Consider the following 15,961-nt stretch of genomic DNA (forward strand, 5'->3'; position numbering starts at 1 on the left):
AATTTTAGAATTACACAAAAAAACCAAACAGATTGCACGGAACAATGAATCCTAAAAATCATTTAAATTTGCAAGCTCAATGAAGAGGCTGATTGCCATCTTATTTTTACTGTGTTTTTTGAACACTAATGCAGGTCTGGGTGAAATGCTTAAGTTGCCCGTATTGGTACATCATTATTTTGAACACCTGAAAACCATTGGCAAAATTGATTTTATAGATTTTATGAGCGAACACTATGCAGCTCATATTAATCACACCGATGCAGACGACCACGACCACGAAAAACTACCTTTCAGGTCTATTGACAGTTCTACAAGCACTCTTATTACGACTTCGCCTGACGACACATCACTTATGTTAGATTTGCCTTGTGCATTTGAAAAATCCGAAAGTCTTGTTTTTGAACAGTCACAATATTCAAACGATTTTCTCACTCAAATCTGGCAACCGCCCAGGACTCTTTTTATTTAATTCAGACTTATGACAATGGCAAATCCTGCATGGCTTGCCTGTTGTAATTATTTACCCAAAAGAAATTAAATTAAAAGAGAAAAAAATGCTTCATAAAATCATTGAGTTTTCCATAAAGAACAAACTCATCATAGGGTTGTTAACGGCTGCCCTTGTGCTTTTTGGTGTGTATGAAACCACCCGATTGCCCATAGATGCCGTTCCTGATATTACCAACAATCAGGTTCAGATAATAACCTCTGCGCCCTCGCTCGGTGCAACAGAAATAGAGCGTTTAGTTACTTTCCCGATTGAGTTAGAAAACAGCAATATCAAAGGGATAGAAGAAATCCGGAGTTTTTCGCGATTTGGATTATCCGTTGTTACTATCGTCTTTGCAGACAATATTGATATATATTGGGCAAGGCAGCAAATAGCTGAGCGACTGCAACTGATTCAAAAAGATATTCCTGCTGAAATCGGTTCACCGGAATTGGGTCCTATCACAACCGGTTTAGGAGAAATTTATCAATATGTGGTCAGGGCAAAAAAAGGCTATGAAGACCGTTACGATATTACCCAACTACGCACCATTCAAGACTGGATTGTTCGCAGACAGTTGTTGGGAGTAAGCGGTGTAGCCGAAGTCAGCAGTTTTGGCGGCAAACTCAAACAGTACGAGATAGCGGTGGATGCCCACAAATTGCAATCTTTTGGTTTGTCATTAACTGACTTGTTTGAAGCTTTGAAAAAAAATAACCAAAACACCGGAGGAGCCTATATAGAAAAAGGTCCCACAGTGCTTTATATACGTAGTGAAGGTTTGATTCAAAGTATAAGCGATATTGAAAAAATTGCGGTCAAATCTACATCTGAAGGTATTCCTGTTTTTGTAAAAGACATTGCAACGGTCAAAATTGGTTTTGCAACCCGATATGGTGCTTTGACATACAACGATGAAGGTGAGGCAGCCGGTGCTATTGTGATGATGCTAAAAGATGAGAATAGTAGTGAGGTGGTCAAAAATGTTAAGAAAAGAATAGAGTCTATTAAAAATACCTTACCGGAGGGAGTTACGATTGAGCCTTTTCTGGATAGAACCAAAATGGTCAACAATGCCATTCACACAATTTCAAAAAACCTAAGCGAAGGGGCTTTGATTGTAGTCTTTGTGCTGGTTTTGTTTTTGGGCAATTTCAGAGCGGGCTTTCTTGTAGCTTCCGTGATTCCCTTATCCATGCTTTTTGCCATCATCATGATGAATATTTTTGGGGTGAGCGGCAATCTGATGAGTTTGGGCGCACTCGACTTTGGGCTTATTGTGGACGGAGCGGTTATCATTGTAGAAGCGGTAATGCACCAGTTGCACAGCGGAAAAAAATTTGCTGCATTTAACAAAATTACACAAAAAGAAATGGATGCAGAAGTAAGTTCTTCGGCAACCAAAATGGTTAACAGTGCCGTTTTTGGTCAAATCATCATCCTTATTGTCTATTTGCCCATATTCTCATTACAAGGGATTGAAGGCAAAATGTTTAAGCCGATGGCACAGACAGTCACTTTTGCATTGTTGGGGGCATTTATCCTTTCACTTACCTATATACCCATGATGAGTGCTTTAGTTATCAGCAAACAAAAGATTCATGCTGAAAATTGGTCTGACAAATTGATGGCTCGTTTTGGAAATTGGCATACGAAATATTTGAAGAAAATTTTGCAATACCCAAAATTAGTGATTGGGACAGTTGTATCATTGTTCATCGTTGCTATTATTGTGTTTGCGAGAATGGGTGGAGAGTTTATTCCCACTTTGGAAGAGGGGGATTTTGCTATCGAGTTGCGGGTATTAACCGGCAGTAATTTGAATACCACCGTTGAAAATGCACAGAAAGTAGCTCATATTCTGAAAAAAGAATTTCCGGAGGTTATAACAGCAGTAACCAAAATCGGGAGTGGAGAAGTTCCAACAGACCCAATGCCAATAGAAGCCGGAGATATGATAGTCTTACTCAAGAACAAAAAAGAATGGACATCTGCCAAAACATTTCCGGAACTTGCAGAGAAAATGAGCAAAGCTCTGGAAGCAATACCCGGGGTTAGCATTGGGGTCATGTATCCGGTTCAAATGCGGTTTAATGAATTGATGACAGGAGCAAAGCAAGATGTGGTTTGCAAAATTTTTGGCGAAAACCTCGACAGTCTCGCTGTTTATGCTCAACAAATGGGAGAAATAATTAAAACAGTCGAAGGGGCAGAAGCTCTTTATATAGAGCCCATTACCGGTTTGCCTCAGATTCTGATTCAATATGATCGTGCTCAGATTGCACAATATGGGTTGGACATTTTTGATGTAAATAATGTGGTCAATACAGCCTTTGCAGGTCAGAGTGCCGGATATGTGTATGAAGGAGAAAAACGCTTTCACTTAGTATTGCGATTGGATGAAAAACAGCGTACCCATCTTGAAGATATTCAAAATCTGCTTGTATCCACACCGCAAGGAACACAAATTCCTTTGTCGCAGTTGGCAAAGGTGAGCATTGAGAATGGTCCTGCGCAGATTCAACGCGAGGATGCAAAAAGAAGAGTAGTGGTTGGGTTTAATATACACGGACGCGATGTCCAAAGTATTGTGGAAGAGTTGCAAAGTAAAGTGGGCAAGCAGCTTAGGTTCGCCCCCGGATATTATACAACCTATGGAGGTGCCTTTGAAAATCTTCAGAAAGCCAAAGACAGGCTGATGATTGCTGTTCCGGTAGCACTCATTTTAATTTTTATTTTACTCTTTTTTGCATTCAATTCACTCAAAGAAAGTCTGTTGATTTATACCGCCATTCCCCTTTCAACTATTGGCGGAGTATTTCTTTTGGCATTGCGCGGAATGCCTTTCAGTATCAGTGCCGGAGTTGGGTTCATAGCTTTGTTTGGAGTGGCGGTTCTCAACGGAATTGTGTTGATAGCAGAATATAATCGCCTCAAAAAAGCAGGTGAATCAGACCTTGTTCAAATAGTGTTACAAGGCACTCACACCCGTCTGAGACCTGTATTAATGACCGCCTTAGTCGCATCTCTTGGTTTCTTGCCTATGGCACTGAGTCACGGTTCGGGAGCAGAAGTCCAAAGACCTTTGGCTACCGTGGTAATCGGAGGTTTACTTTTTGCTACTTTCCTTACGCTCTTTGTCTTGCCTACACTTTTTATCATCATAGAAAAAATAAAATTACCTAAAATGAAAATCGGAAAAAAATTACTGACTATCTGTGTGTTACTTCTGATTCAACTGCCTGTCTTTGCGCAGCGTATCTCCTATCAAGATGCAATTTCATTGGCAGAACAGAACAATCTTACAGTACAAAATTCCAAACTCATGTCAGAATATTATGCCAAAAGAAAAGCAGGTTATTTTAATGTATCGCACACCAATATTTCAGGTGAATTCGGTCAAATTAATTCTAATGTCAGTGACAACAAGCTGGGCGTATCGCAGGTATTTGATTTTCCTACTGTTTACAGCGGGCAAAAGAAAATAATGCAACAAGAATGGCAACAATCACTATTTATCCAAAACCTCAGCAAAGCCGAAATCAGAAAAGAGCTCAGTTTGGTTTTTTATCAAATACTTGTACTCAAAGAACAAGAAACTAAATTGTTACAGTTGGATAGTCAGTATGCTCTTTATGTTCAGAAAGCCAAACTGAGATTTGACAAAGGCGCAAACAACATTCTGGAACTTAGTTCGGCAGAAATAGAAAAAGAAAATATCAGCAACAAACTGAAATCAATTCACAACGACATAGAATTAGCTCAAATCCACATGCAGTTACTGCTGAATTCCGATATCCGATATGAGCCTGAATCCTCCGACATATTCTTTGATATCAGTGGATTAGTAAAAGATTCTACACCGGATTCTCATCCTATTATTTTGGCGGCACAGCAAGAAATAAACATAGCTCAAACTCGTATGGGCGTAGAAAATTCAAAGTTATTACCCAATTTTTCGCTGGGTTACTATAACCAAAGTTTCCATGACATAGGCAATAACAGATATGGTAGTTATGCAGTCAGCGTAGGTATTCCGATATTCTTTGGTTACCAAAAAAGCAATATTCGCTCACAAAAGAAAATGATATCACTTGCAGAAAATCAACTGGCAATCAAAAAACAGCAATGGATTGCAGAATATAAATCCGCGCTTCAACAGTATCAAACCCGACTTCAGATAGTTCAAAACTATATAGACAAACAATTGCCAAAGGCAGACTTGATTTTGCAAACCGCAAGACAACAATATGACAAAGGCGAAATTAACTATCTGGAAATGGTGTTAATCAACAATCAAGCACTCCAAATTCAATTAAATTATTATGAAGCAATGATGCAACTCAATCAGACTGCTATTCAGCTTCAATACTTAACAACAAAATAAAAATCAATGAAAAAAATATTCATCCTAACTTATAGTTTGCTCATTCTCTGGGGATGTTCAAACAAACCAAAAAGTCAATCCGATGCCCAAGACCATGAACATGAAATGGAAGTGCATCTCACTGATGCACAGATGCAAAATATATCAATCTCAACAACTCAAATAAAGGAAGATGTCATTTCTCAAACACTGATTCTCAATGGCAAGATTGATGTTCCACCACAGAACTTAGTATCGGTCAGTGTGGCGTTAGGCGGCTATCTCAAATCCACCAAAATGCTACCGGGTTCTCATTTCAACAAGGGCGAAGCCATTGCGGTTATGGAAGACAATCAATACATTCAACTGCAACAAGATTATCTGTCTGTAAAAGCACAACTGCAAAATGCAGAAGCAGAGTACAAGCGTCAGACTGAATTGAACCAAAGCAAGGCTGGCAGCGACAAGGCATTGCAAATAGCCAAAGCAGAATACGAAATGCTACAAATCAATAAAGCCGCGTTAGAACAAAAATTGAGTTTAATCAATATCAATTACAACAAGTTGAATATTAACAATATCAGTCCCACCATTTCCATCTTTGCTCCCTTTGATGGTTATGTAACCCAAGTTTTGGTTAACGTGGGCAAATATGTTGCCCCTTCGGATGTGTTGTTCGAACTTGTGGACCCGCGAGATTTGCACTTAGACTTAAAGGTATTTGAAAAAGACATAGATAAAATTCGAATTGGCGATCCACTGACCGCGTACACTAACAGTAATCCAAACAAAAAGCACAAAGGCAAACTCTTGTTAATAGGCAAAAATATATCGGAAGACAGAGCGGTAGAAGTTCATGCACATTTTGAACAATATGACCCCTCATTGATTCCGGGAATGTATATGACTGCGGAAATAGAGATTTTGGGCAACAAAGTTTGGTCAATGCCTAATGAGTGTATAGTGTCTTTTGAAGGAAAAAACTATGTGTTTAAAGTCTTGTCTCAAAACAGTTTTCAAATGGTGGAGGTAAAAGTAGGAACAGTCGGAAATGGTTTTACGGAAATTCTTAATGCAGAAGATTTGAGAGCTGCAACGATTGTCCACCATGGCGCTTACACATTATTGATGTCCATGAAAAATAAGGGAACTGACGACCATCATTGAGAAAAGCATTGGGTCGGTCATTAAAAGTACCGAAGCCACAAGAATTTATACTGAAAAACCACCACTGCCAAGAGCAGTATAATGTGCAGAATTTTGCGAATCCACTTGAGTTTGTTGTCAACTGTATAGTAATGAGCCAGAATCAAACCGAAAGGGATTGCACAGAGCAAACTCTCTTGTACAGAATTTTCATTCCCTGTAAAGGTAAGTAGTATGCTGAGCCCCAGATAGATATACAACAAAATAATAATCCTGCGAATTTTTATGGTGTTACGCCAATAATTGTTGGCAATCCTAATAGAAGCAGGAATAGCAATCAATGCAATGATGAGAAGAGGTGTAAATAGGATTTGGTCTTGGATTGTTTTTGTATCAAATGAATTAAACTGAAGATAATCGGGCACAGCAACTCCATTGATGAGATAATTCAATGCAAATGCCATAAAAACAGGTAACACAAAACCCAGAAGTGAGGCAACAATTTCGGTAATTTTGATTGCCCTGAAAAACATGATACCGACAATCATATACAAGAAAATTAAAATATAAGATATGCTGAACAACACACTTACTCCCGATAAAATACCAATAAGAAAAATATTATCATAAGGATAGGGAACTTTATACAAATCAAACATCCTTTGCATGGCTATGATCATCAACAGATTGATAAAAATGGCGGAGCCTAAAAGGTAATATTCGGGTAAAATAGAGGCAATGAGACAGTAAAAATAGGCACCCAGATAATTGCGTTTGAATAGAATATCATGCTGAATTATCATGTTATTGAACAACAATGCAGACACATAAACAATAGCCGTACTCAGTATGAATGCTATATATAGGTTTTGGTTGAGTATTGAAAATACATACTCGGTATAATTATGATTTTCGGGTTTCCAATCAAACTGACCTGCATATCCAATCACAAAGAAAACCCTTACGCACAGTAGAAAAAACAACAGTGCCAGAGGGTTTACAGCCTTTATATCAGAGAAAAACTTAATCAAGGGTTTGATTTTTTGTTATAGGTTAGTTTAATGATGGAATAATCACGTTCTCTTAATATGGGCACAACCAATCTGTTATATCCGGTCTGCCTGCCTTCTACAGGGATAATGTAAGTATATACTTGTTCTGCCGGAAACAGAATTTCAGACTTGATTTCTCCTTCTTTTGTTATGGTATATTGAAGCACATCTTTGGATTTATTCATCCGGTCATTATACAAGATGGTAATTAAGTCAGGGGTAACTGCCACCAGAATTGAACTGAAATATCCATAATCATCCTGTGATGTCTGCTGTTTTTGGATTACCTGATTCCAAGTGATTTTTCCAAGTGTATCCAAACAAATCAATATAACTTCATCATAATGATAGAGCCTATGTGATACCGTTATAGGTGCCCCATTCATCCAAACTTGATCTGAATAAATGTCCGAATAATATCGCTCCGCAATCAGAATACTTTTGTTTTCAGTTGTTCTGACTATTTTCTTTATGTAATACTGACTCAACAAAGAGCCTTGATTTAAGTTCTTTTCTCCAAGCACTTCCCCCACAAAGGAAATTGGGATATCTGTAAATGTATTCACTCTGATTTCGCCTGATAATTGGTCAACTCCAATCTGAAAGACACCTTTTTGATAGCCATTGATTTCAGCCCCAAAAAAACCGTTTGCAAAAACAACATTCATACTATCGTCACTTGTAAAGCCTACGCCTTTAATCATAAAGCCGTTTTCAGCAATAGGAATATGAACAAACTTATCCTGACTCAGATTGCAATAAACCAAATCTGTTACATATCTCCCTTCACCTATCTTCTTGCTGTTATTGCTATGTTCGATAGTCATATAAAAATTTCCCTTATTATCAATATATACATCTGACACATCACTCTCTTCAAATTTATAATTAATAAAAAAAGTATGGGTCAGGACTGTATCTAAATCTTCATTAAAAAGGTTATAATAAAGCACCTTACCTGTTTCTTGCGGACTATCAATAAATCCAAAAACACCAATTTGGTTGAAGTCGGGAGTATTTCTTACCTTAAAAAAATAATCCTGAGAGCGTGATTTCACATTGAGTGTCATAAGAGGTATCTGCCTCGCAAAACCATCCAATTTTTCATCTAATAAATATCCTGTAACCGTTTGCGTACCAGCCTTTTTGGAAATGGGACCTAAGGCAAAAAATACATTTTCTTTCAATATTTGAATTCTCAGCAATTTCTGCCCGCGTTGTTTGATAGATTTACTGTTTTGAAAAAATAAATCATGGTTGTAACGTTCAATCGCAAATCTAGCTATGTCTTCTTTGCGGCTTGAATGGCTGAGCATATAGATTCCACTTTGGTTTTCACCAACTGTCATAAAATAGCTATTAACAGAATTACTGCGCGGATCTTCTCCCCATGTTACTTGTTGAGACTGTGCCTCAAATGCAACAAAGGTTAAAATGGCTAATAGAGTATAAAATCGGCTCTTTTTCAATAGTTCATTTATTCGAGTGCAAATTATCGGTTATTTAGATATCACAAGTAACTTCTCGAAGCCAAGTTGTTTTCCGTCCAAAAAATATCTGACAATATAACTGCCAATTGCAAATCCTGACGTGGAGAAAGTCATCCTGTATTCGCCCGGAAACAATATATCTGAAAACAAATCTGATACTAATTTTCCATTCATATCAAAAATCTTAACCTTATACTCACCCGATTTTGCTGCAATAAAATTAAACGTAACTGTTTGCGAAGGATCGTCCACCGGGTTAGGATATAGTCTTTGCGTTCCGACATTCTGTTCAATATTATCCCGGCTCACGATTTTTCCATTCCAGTTTTTCCAATGTCTGGGTATTGCAGATCCTGATGTAAAAAAACCATAGGAGCCCATCACCCATACTTCGGGTCGAGAAGCATTGTATTTTTTGGCAATCCCTGAATAATCACCCCAACGTGTCTGGTTATTTTGGGGGTAAATACTGACAAAGCTCTCGCCTTCTTTGACAGTAACAGGTGTACTAAAATTCATTTCGTTGTCGCAGGTAAGCACTCCAATGTCCGGATATTTGACTGCACTTGAAGATGTATAAACGATAAGGGTCGTTAATACGTCATTTTGGGTCGAAAAAGGTGCTATTGCCGAAAAAGCATAATCGGTACCATTTTCAGAAAAACTCTTTGTCTTTACTTCTTTCGTCTTTGCGTCAATTCTGGCATATATAATAGTTGAAAAACTATATCCGGCAGGACGAGCATTCCACACACAATGGATAACACCATGCTGAATATATGCATTCTTCATCCTTGAATCACCCGAAATCAACCTTACCGGAGAAGCACCGACACCACCGGAAAACTGAGAAGATAAATTTTCTTGAGTATAATAGGGTATCTGGGCTGCACTGATCTCCATAGAAGGGTTGTTATTAAGACCTTCTGTAATTCTATAAACATAAATCTTGTTACCTGAACCCGAGTTGGTACTGACAAACCACATATCACTCGCATTGTCTCCGGCAAACCCATAATATGCAGGAACCATTGTAAATGGGAGGTCTCCGTCACTGTTTTGCAACCTCCCTCCACCCAATGTAATCCCACCCCAAGTCCTTGAACTTATGTTGTTCGTTCCGGCATAGCCACCCATTTTATCAATCTGAAATATGACTTGATTGGCATAACTACGAGAATCCGTAAAAAGATTACCGGTAATAAACAATTCATTTTTGTTAGTGCCTATATTGGGATAATCAAACCACAGCCCATTGCCAAAAGGGTTTCCATTGAATGTATAATAATGCCACCCGTCAACATCCGGTCTATTACTCTTAGAAAAACAAACTAAAACTTTGGAAGTGGCAGAAGTTGAGCCGTGCAAAACAACCAAAATAAATCTGTCATTATCAGGGTCATATAGTACACGTGGGTCATATATGGTTCCGGTAAGTGTGTTATCACCAAAAAAAGTTTTATTCATCACTCGATATAGAAGAGTTGTGCCCAAAGTGTCTGAAATCACAATATTTGTGTTAATCACACTTACAATAATGCCATCATTGGATATTGCTATGTGGTTATCCATTGGAGTGAGTCCTGAGAAAGGGTTGGATTCATATCCAAACTCAACCTTCAAACTGTCAGTAAGAAAATTGCTGCGTCTGCTGTTTCTTGATGCAATAGCCTGTGAAATACTATCTTTTAGAGCAATATGTTCCCAATCCGGAGGCTGTTTAGCAGGGCTTGGGTTCACTCTCTTGATGGATACATATTGAGGGTCAAAAGGATAAATACCGGCAAGACCGGCTTTCTTTACTTGGATTAGATTAGAAGCTACATCTACTTTGTTAAACGCTTGTAATTTACTTGTGGTGTCTTGCGAAATAACAGATTTTGAAATTAAAAGAAATGTGCCAAGTAGAAGAATATAATGACGCATACTAATGTATATAGGCTTCATAGAAACGGCAAATTTAACACTATTGATGTGCATTTAAAAGTTAAGCAATCAGCGTTAAAATAAATTTGATAAAAGCAAACGACACCTTTGTCGCAACACGAAAATAAATTCATTCGGAATGAAAGTGTCTGATAACAAAAGGAATCAACGAATTTCTATTTATTAAATAGCAAAAACACAGTCATAAAGGTTTATTTTCGCGTCAAAATTTGAGAAAAATGAAAGAAGTATTTATTGTTTCCGCTGTCAGAACAGCTATTGGCAGTTTCAATGGTTCTCTATCTGGAGTATCCGCAACAGAATTAGGTGCCACAGCCATTAAGGGCGCTTTGTCAAAAATTAACCTTGACCCCAAACATGTCAAAGAGGTTTATATGGGATGTGTATTACAAGCAGGCTTGGGACAAGCTCCCGCAAGACAGGCTGCTATTTTTGCAGGATTGCCTCCCAGTGTTCAATGCACAACTGTAAACAAAGTATGTGCATCAGGCATGAAATCAGTTGCGTTAGCAGCACAATCCATTATGTTAGGATTGGAAGACTGTGTAGTTGCAGGAGGTATGGAAAACATGTCACAGGCTCCTCATTATCTCAAGAACGGCAGAACCGGAACCAAACTTGGCGACATGAAACTCATTGACGGTCTTGTGTTTGACGGTTTGACAGATGTGTACAACCATTATCACATGGGGAATGCGGCAGAGCTTTGCGCCAGAGAGTACCATTTCTCCAGAGAGGATCAAGATAATTTTGCAATTAATTCATACAAGCGCTCTGCCAAAGCATGGGACGAAAACAGATTTAAAGACGAAATTGTTCCTGTTGAAATCAAAGACAGAAAAGGAAATATCACAATCGTTGACAAAGACGAAGAATATACCAACGTCAAATTTGACAAAATCCCTTCCCTCAACCCTGTTTTCCAAAAAGACGGAACCGTTACAGCTGCAAATGCATCCACCATTAATGACGGAGCTGCTGCTTTGGTGCTGATGAGCAAAGAAAAAATGGAAGAGTTAGGATTAAAACCTTTGGCAAAAATTGCCGGTTTTGCAGATGCAGAACAAGAACCGGAATGGTTTACCACAGCACCGGCCAAAGCTCTACCCAAAGCTATTAAAAACGCAGGACTTCAAGCTTCTGACATTTCCTATTATGAATTGAATGAAGCATTTTCTGTCGTAGGTTTGGTAAACACTAAGATACTAAACCTTGACCCTGAAAAAGTAAACGTAAACGGTGGTGCGGTTTCTCTTGGACACCCCTTAGGCGATTCAGGAGCCAGAATATTGGTTACTTTAATCAATATTTTAGCTCAAAATCACGCCAAATACGGTGCTGCAGGTATTTGCAATGGCGGTGGTGGTGCTAGCGCAATGGTAATCGAGAAATTATAATGATTGGAAAATTGATTTAAAAAACTTTTGGAATTGTTTTTGAATACTCTGACAATAAATAACGTTAGATACAATATGTTCCAAAAGTTTTTTATTCTTCTTTTACTACTATTTTCCTCTGTACTGTCTTTTGCTTCGGGCTATGATACTACGGTTTTTAACCCCATGCTCCGGCAGATGAAGCACTATTCTGACACTTTACGCAATTCTTACAATCAACAAAAAAGATTTGTGTACAATGATTCCTTTAAAACCATTCTTCGAAAGTTTGTAGAAACCGAAGGCTCCTTTGATGTAGATGCAGATTCAATCAATACAGTCATGTTCAAACGCAGTGAAGACCGAAAAGTTCGGGCAATCACATGGCTGATGGCAGATAATGACGGCAACTACAAAAGTTATGGTGTGGTGCAGTACAAGCAAAAACATAACATTGAAAATTTTTGGCTTAATGAAAAATTAGGCAGAGAAAAAAAAGAACTTGAAAACAACGATTTCACACAAGCCGAGTGGCCCGGAGGGTTGATTTATCAAATATATGAGTTCAAATACAAGCGCAAAAAACGCTACATGATAATGACTTTTCATGGGTTAGACACTAAGGTAAACCGCAAATCAATCGATGTTATGACCATTGACAAAGAAGGAATCACGTTCGGACTACCTGTCTTCAAACGTTATGAAGACGACCAAGATCCCGATTATAGGGTATTATTTACATATTCCGATCAGGCGACAATGACCTTGCGTTATGATGACAAAGACAAGATGATTGTTTTTGATAAACTTGTTCCCGCAGCCGGTTTTGTCTCGGGTGTTGACGAATTTCTTATTCCGGATGGTACTTATAGTGCCTACAAGCCCTTACGCAAAGGTAAATGGGTAAGACTGGAAGATTTTGGGGAATATAAGGATTTGGAAAAGTAAGGTGTTCAGCATTCAACCTGAGCAGGTTCTACGCTATTTTTTCAATTCTTTCAATTCGTACATAGTACCATCTTGCAAACAGAGGTATATCAATCCATATCCTTGTGCAAATTTGATTTCTTTGAATGCACCCTTGCGTTTGGTCTTAAGTTTCCAAACACCTTGATAGGATATACCACCGAGTGTATCCGCTCCAATTTCTTTCAAATCATCTCCAATTTCAGCGTAAAAGTGATGAGGTTGAGACCAAACAAAAGCGGATAGGATTTTTTGACCTCCATCCTCAACCAGAAAAGCTATTCTATCTGCATAATCAGTAGGACCAACTTCGCATCTGATATTGATTTTGTAATGATCATCGCGCACAAGGTCATAGGATATAATCTCCGAATTGTTTTCATTGCGAATACTCCTGATTTTGTTTTTCAATGTAAAAGTAGCGGTTTGAGAAATAGAAGAATCCGAAATCACATTATATACCCATTGTGTGTTTTCAGCAAAGTTGAAATATTGATTGGTACGCTGGATTAATAAAGCAGGTTCATCTTTGCTGTCTTTGCAACCCGCAGATATAATAACACCAAATAGAATACCTATTAAAAAAAATTTTGAAAAACTCATGCGTGTTTTGGTTTGGCAAAAGTCGTTATTTTGTTGCAAATATAAAGACAAATATATTGACCACTTTTTTATGATTACAGAACTCTTTAAATCTCAATCAGATGCTCTTTTTGAGCGTTTGGTCAGCATCAGACGACACATACATTCCAACCCTGAACTCTCATTTGAAGAGCACAATACAGCAAAATATGTTGAATCTATGCTAAATGAATGGGGTATTCCCAACCAAAGAATGGCAGGCACAGGTGTTATTGGGTTAATTGAAGGGGCTCAAAGTGGCAAAACCATTGCTCTCAGAGCAGATTTAGATGCGTTGCCCATAATCGAAAAAAATGATGTTCCTTATAAATCTCAAAACGAAGGGGTAATGCACGCTTGTGGTCATGATGTGCATACAACTTGTCTGCTGGGTGCTGCTTACATTTTGAACCAAAACAAAGATAAAATCAAAGGCAAAATCAAATTGATTTTTCAGCCGGGAGAAGAAAAACTACCCGGAGGCGCAAGTTTATTGATTAAGGAAGGTGTTTTAGGAAATCCCAAAGTCGATATGATAGTGGGACAACATGTAATGCCTTTGATAGATGTGGGAAGCGTGGGTTTTAGAGAAGGTTTGTACATGGCGAGTACCGATGAAATATACCTGACCATCAAAGGCAAAGGTGGGCATGGTGCTATGCCTCATTTGGGCATAGACCCTGTTACGATTGCCGCAACACTGATTGTGGAATTGCAACAGATAGTAAGCAGATTTTGTCCTCCGCATATACCCTGTGTGTTAACGTTTGGAAAAGTACAAGCCAACGGAGCCACTAATGTTATCCCCGATGAAGTTTATTTAGAAGGGACTTTCAGAACCCTCGATGAGGAATGGAGAGCCAAAGCGCATAATCTTATCCATGATTTTGTTAAAAATACGGTAGAAGCCAGAGGTGCGAGTTTTGACTTGAATATTGAACATGGATATCCTTTTCTGAAAAACAATCCTGAACTCACACGCAAATGCAGAGCTTCTGCCCTCAAATATATGGGCGAAGAAAAGGTCGAAGAATTAGGAATCTGGATGGCTGCTGAGGATTTTGCATGGTATTCGCATCAAGTTCCTGCTTGTTTCTATAGACTTGGTATCCGCAATCAGGCGAAAGGAATTGTGAACAACGTACACAATCCTCAATTTGACATTGATGAACAAGCTATCAGAACCGGTGCGGGTTTGATGGCATTTATTGCGATAGATGTGTTGGATGAACCCACGATTGTTTCATAGAAACCTTTTTTAAGCAGTTTCCAAGTTAGATGAGTTGAATATACATGGCATTAATGTATGCACAAGTCTAAACCGTTTTTTAGCGATTAACTTGAGAATAGTGTATCCAACCTCACTGCTGTCCAATATAATTCAGCTATGGTTGATGTTGTCACCAGGTGCAAAAAATTGTACGGCTGAGTTTCCAGCTTCAGCAGGAAGTATCTAAGCCAACAATTTTTGTGAAGGATTTTCTCAGCCTAAAAAAACAGATCCAATTCTATTTGAGTTTATCAAACCAAACTTCGAATTCTGAATATCCATATTCTTTCCTCTACTAAATATCTAATTTTATTCGCTTTAAAAATATCTGCAAATATAATCAATAACAATAAAGCAGAATGCAGACTTCTGTCAAAAAATAAATTCACTTGCATGAATGGAAGGTTTGATTTAGTATTGCGGATATTTATGAGTTATGGGTAATACTAACAGACGACAAATAGACAATGGCAACATTTCAAAATAATCCTGACGAATGGCAACGACTTGACTGGTCAATTTTGCAAAATGGCTGGACAAGTTTGTATTGGAAAAAGGAAATTTTAGAAACTGATTTGATTTGGTTTAAAAGCGAAAACTATTCAATCGTAGAATTTGACTGCAAAACGTGGACAGGCGAGAACGAAATGCATAAGCGGCTAAAGGATAAATTGATGTTCCCTGACTATTACGGAGAAAATTGGGACGCACTCAATGACTGTTTATCGGACTTAGAAATAACTAAGGCTGGACAAATTGTAGTATTCCGGCACTTGGACAACTTGGACACCAAGAGCGTTCATACGTTGCTTGACATTTTTGCACGCAATTCAAGACTGCAAATGCTATTCGGCAAACGGCTTATAGTTTTAGCTCAGGTTGACAATCCAAATTATCAAATTGACCAGGTTGGTGCGACTCCTGTAATGTGGAATGGAGCAGAATGGTTAGACTCAAACAGAAAATGAAACAAAGCACTACCCATAACAGCACATTTGCAATAGGCGGGGTTTCGTGCTCCGCAGACAGTTTAGTGGTAGCCGAAAGTTTTGTGCTCCGAATAAGCATTAGTGGTAAAAATCCCGCCCATCGCAAATCTGCCAACCGTTAGCACTCACCCTAAAAACCGACACGACCGACAATAAACGAACAGAAAAATGAAAGATGAGAATGCCAACGCTTCAGCAAAATCAAAAGAGCTGCATCCCCACGCTCAAAGCCAATGCAATGCAGC

General features: G+C 38.4%; 12 protein-coding genes. 8 read left to right on the top strand and 4 right to left on the bottom strand.

The window, feature by feature from the left end; translation table 11 throughout:
* Positions 1 to 79 precede the first annotated feature (79 nt).
* The 3 genes from M9892_08385 (at position 80) to M9892_08395 (ending at position 6,026) form a co-directional block, all read left to right on the top strand.
* The gene (locus M9892_08385) at positions 80 to 472 is read left to right on the top strand and encodes a hypothetical protein (GenBank protein ID MCO5254364.1); all 393 of its coding nucleotides are present in this window, start codon (positions 80 to 82) and stop codon (positions 470 to 472) included.
* An 85-nt stretch (positions 473 to 557) separates the two neighbouring features.
* Positions 558 to 4,880 (top strand): CusA/CzcA family heavy metal efflux RND transporter, encoded by a 4,323-nt coding sequence (locus M9892_08390; GenBank protein ID MCO5254365.1) that lies wholly within the window; start codon positions 558 to 560, stop codon positions 4,878 to 4,880.
* A 6-nt stretch (positions 4,881 to 4,886) separates the two neighbouring features.
* Entirely contained in the window at positions 4,887 to 6,026 is a 1,140-nt protein-coding gene (locus M9892_08395; protein ID MCO5254366.1) for an efflux RND transporter periplasmic adaptor subunit, read from the top strand.
* Between the two features lie 20 nt (positions 6,027 to 6,046).
* On the opposite strand, the gene M9892_08400 is transcribed toward M9892_08395, so the two are convergent.
* Genes M9892_08400 through M9892_08410 form a run of 3 tightly spaced genes read right to left on the bottom strand, consistent with a single transcriptional unit; the run spans position 6,047 to position 10,494 of the window.
* Entirely contained in the window at positions 6,047 to 7,036 is a 990-nt protein-coding gene (locus M9892_08400; protein MCO5254367.1) for a DUF6427 family protein, read from the bottom strand.
* On the bottom strand, positions 7,033 to 8,526 hold the full coding sequence (locus M9892_08405) for a hypothetical protein (protein MCO5254368.1): 1,494 nt from the start codon (positions 8,524 to 8,526) through the stop codon (positions 7,033 to 7,035). The genes M9892_08400 and M9892_08405 overlap by 4 nt, the downstream gene beginning before the upstream one ends.
* A 30-nt stretch (positions 8,527 to 8,556) precedes the next feature.
* Positions 8,557 to 10,494, bottom strand: a complete 1,938-nt coding sequence (locus M9892_08410) for a T9SS type A sorting domain-containing protein (GenBank protein MCO5254369.1) — start codon at positions 10,492 to 10,494, stop codon at positions 8,557 to 8,559.
* 218 nt (positions 10,495 to 10,712) lie between these two features.
* On the opposite strand from M9892_08410, the gene M9892_08415 reads away from it, so the two are divergent.
* Both M9892_08415 and M9892_08420 read left to right on the top strand, forming a co-directional pair.
* Positions 10,713 to 11,891, top strand: a complete 1,179-nt coding sequence (locus M9892_08415) for an acetyl-CoA C-acyltransferase (protein MCO5254370.1) — start codon at positions 10,713 to 10,715, stop codon at positions 11,889 to 11,891.
* A 75-nt stretch (positions 11,892 to 11,966) separates the two neighbouring features.
* Positions 11,967 to 12,818, top strand: coding sequence for a hypothetical protein (locus M9892_08420; protein MCO5254371.1), 852 nt, complete (start codon positions 11,967 to 11,969; stop codon positions 12,816 to 12,818).
* A 33-nt stretch (positions 12,819 to 12,851) separates the two neighbouring features.
* Here M9892_08420 and M9892_08425 read toward each other — a convergent pair whose 3' ends face one another.
* Complete coding sequence (locus M9892_08425) at positions 12,852 to 13,439, bottom strand: hypothetical protein (GenBank protein MCO5254372.1); 588 nt, start codon at positions 13,437 to 13,439, stop codon at positions 12,852 to 12,854.
* A gap of 70 nt (positions 13,440 to 13,509) precedes the next feature.
* Between M9892_08425 and M9892_08430 the strand changes: the two genes are divergently transcribed.
* From M9892_08430 to M9892_08440, 3 genes are all read left to right on the top strand, one after another.
* Complete coding sequence (locus M9892_08430) at positions 13,510 to 14,706, top strand: M20 family metallopeptidase (protein ID MCO5254373.1); 1,197 nt, start codon at positions 13,510 to 13,512, stop codon at positions 14,704 to 14,706.
* A gap of 488 nt (positions 14,707 to 15,194) precedes the next feature.
* A complete protein-coding gene (locus M9892_08435) occupies positions 15,195 to 15,695 on the top strand; it encodes a barstar family protein (GenBank protein MCO5254374.1) in 501 nt (166 codons plus the stop codon).
* The gene (locus M9892_08440) at positions 15,692 to 15,838 is read left to right on the top strand and encodes a hypothetical protein (GenBank protein ID MCO5254375.1); all 147 of its coding nucleotides are present in this window, start codon (positions 15,692 to 15,694) and stop codon (positions 15,836 to 15,838) included. Before M9892_08435 ends, M9892_08440 begins: the two co-directional genes overlap by 4 nt.
* The last annotated feature ends 123 nt before the right edge of the window (positions 15,839 to 15,961 follow it).

The organism is Bacteroidota bacterium, assembly GCA_023957335.1.
GTDB lineage: Bacteria > Bacteroidota > Bacteroidia > NS11-12g > UBA955 > JALOAG01.

Excerpts from the sequence above, each read along its gene's own strand:
- M9892_08385 (MCO5254364.1), top strand. The coding sequence starts at position 80 with ATGAAGAGGCTGATTGCCATCTTATTTTTACTGTGTTTTTTGAACACT.
- M9892_08390 (MCO5254365.1), top strand. The coding sequence starts at position 558 with ATGCTTCATAAAATCATTGAGTTTTCCATAAAGAACAAACTCATCATA.
- M9892_08395 (MCO5254366.1), top strand. The coding sequence starts at position 4,887 with ATGAAAAAAATATTCATCCTAACTTATAGTTTGCTCATTCTCTGGGGA.
- M9892_08410 (MCO5254369.1), bottom strand. The coding sequence starts at position 10,494 with ATGAAGCCTATATACATTAGTATGCGTCATTATATTCTTCTACTTGGC.
- M9892_08415 (MCO5254370.1), top strand. The coding sequence starts at position 10,713 with ATGAAAGAAGTATTTATTGTTTCCGCTGTCAGAACAGCTATTGGCAGT.
- M9892_08420 (MCO5254371.1), top strand. The coding sequence starts at position 11,967 with ATGTTCCAAAAGTTTTTTATTCTTCTTTTACTACTATTTTCCTCTGTA.
- M9892_08425 (MCO5254372.1), bottom strand. The coding sequence starts at position 13,439 with ATGAGTTTTTCAAAATTTTTTTTAATAGGTATTCTATTTGGTGTTATT.
- M9892_08430 (MCO5254373.1), top strand. The coding sequence starts at position 13,510 with ATGATTACAGAACTCTTTAAATCTCAATCAGATGCTCTTTTTGAGCGT.
- M9892_08435 (MCO5254374.1), top strand. The coding sequence starts at position 15,195 with ATGGCAACATTTCAAAATAATCCTGACGAATGGCAACGACTTGACTGG.
- M9892_08440 (MCO5254375.1), top strand. The coding sequence starts at position 15,692 with ATGAAACAAAGCACTACCCATAACAGCACATTTGCAATAGGCGGGGTT.